The 1001-nt window shown below is 66.4% G+C and carries 1 protein-coding gene; it reads left to right on the forward strand.

All coding sequences use genetic code 11. The features are described from left to right. The coding region (locus VT50_RS37645) for a beta-ketoacyl synthase N-terminal-like domain-containing protein (protein WP_240529496.1) at nucleotides 1-1001 on the forward strand (1001 nt) is incomplete at both ends.

Below are 1001 nucleotides of genomic sequence, written 5' to 3' on the forward strand. Positions count from 1 at the left end.
GCGGAGTATTTGTGTGCGCGGTTGACGGGCGAGGTTGCGGGCTCTGGTGTTCCTCTCGCGGTGCGGGCTGATGCGGATGAGCCGATCGCGATCATCGGCATGACCTGCCGCTTCCCGGGCGGGGTCGGCTCACCGGAGGAGCTTTGGGATCTGGTTGCCTCGGGCCGTGATGCCATTGGGGAGTTTCCGACCGGCCGGGGCTGGGATCTGGACGGGCTCTTTCACCCTGACCCCGATCACCCTGGCACCTCGTACGCGCGCAAAGGCGGCTTCCTCCATGACGCGGATGCGTTCGATGCGGCGTTCTTTGGGATCAATCCGCGGGAGGCGTTGGCGACGGATCCGCAGCAGCGGTTGTTGTTGGAGGCGTCGTGGGAGGTGGTGGAGCGGGCGGGGATTGATCCGGTGTCGTTGAAGGGGAGTCCGACGGGGGTTTACGCGGGTGTGATGTACCACGATTACGGGGCTGGGCTCAGTGGTGGTGACGCACGGTTGGAGGGGTACGCCATGTTGGCCAGCTCGGGCAGTGTGGTTTCTGGTCGGGTGGCGTACACGCTGGGGTTCGAAGGCCCCGCTGTGACGGTGGATACGGCGTGTTCGTCGTCGTTGGTGGCGGTGCATTTGGCGGCGCAGGCGTTGCGGCAGGGGGAGTGCACGCTGGCGTTGGCCGGTGGGGTGACGGTGATGGCTACCCCGGGTGTGTTCACCGGTTTTTCCCGGCAGCGTGGTCTGGCTCCCGATGGCCGGTGCAAGCCGTTCGCGGCTGCGGCTGATGGCACGGGCTGGGGTGAGGGTGTGGGTGTTCTGTTGCTGGAGCGGCTGTCGGACGCTCGGCGCAATGGTCATGACGTGCTGGCGGTGATTCGTGGCTCGGCGGTGAACCAGGATGGTGCGTCGAATGGGTTGACGGCGCCCAATGGTCCCTCGCAGCAGCGGGTGATTCGGCAGGCCCTGGCGAGTGCTGGTCTGTCGCCCTTGGATGTCGATGCGGTGGAGGCGCA

It is taken from the genome of Streptomyces antioxidans (genome assembly GCF_000968685.2).
GTDB classification, from domain to species: Bacteria; Actinomycetota; Actinomycetes; order Streptomycetales; family Streptomycetaceae; genus Streptomyces; species Streptomyces antioxidans.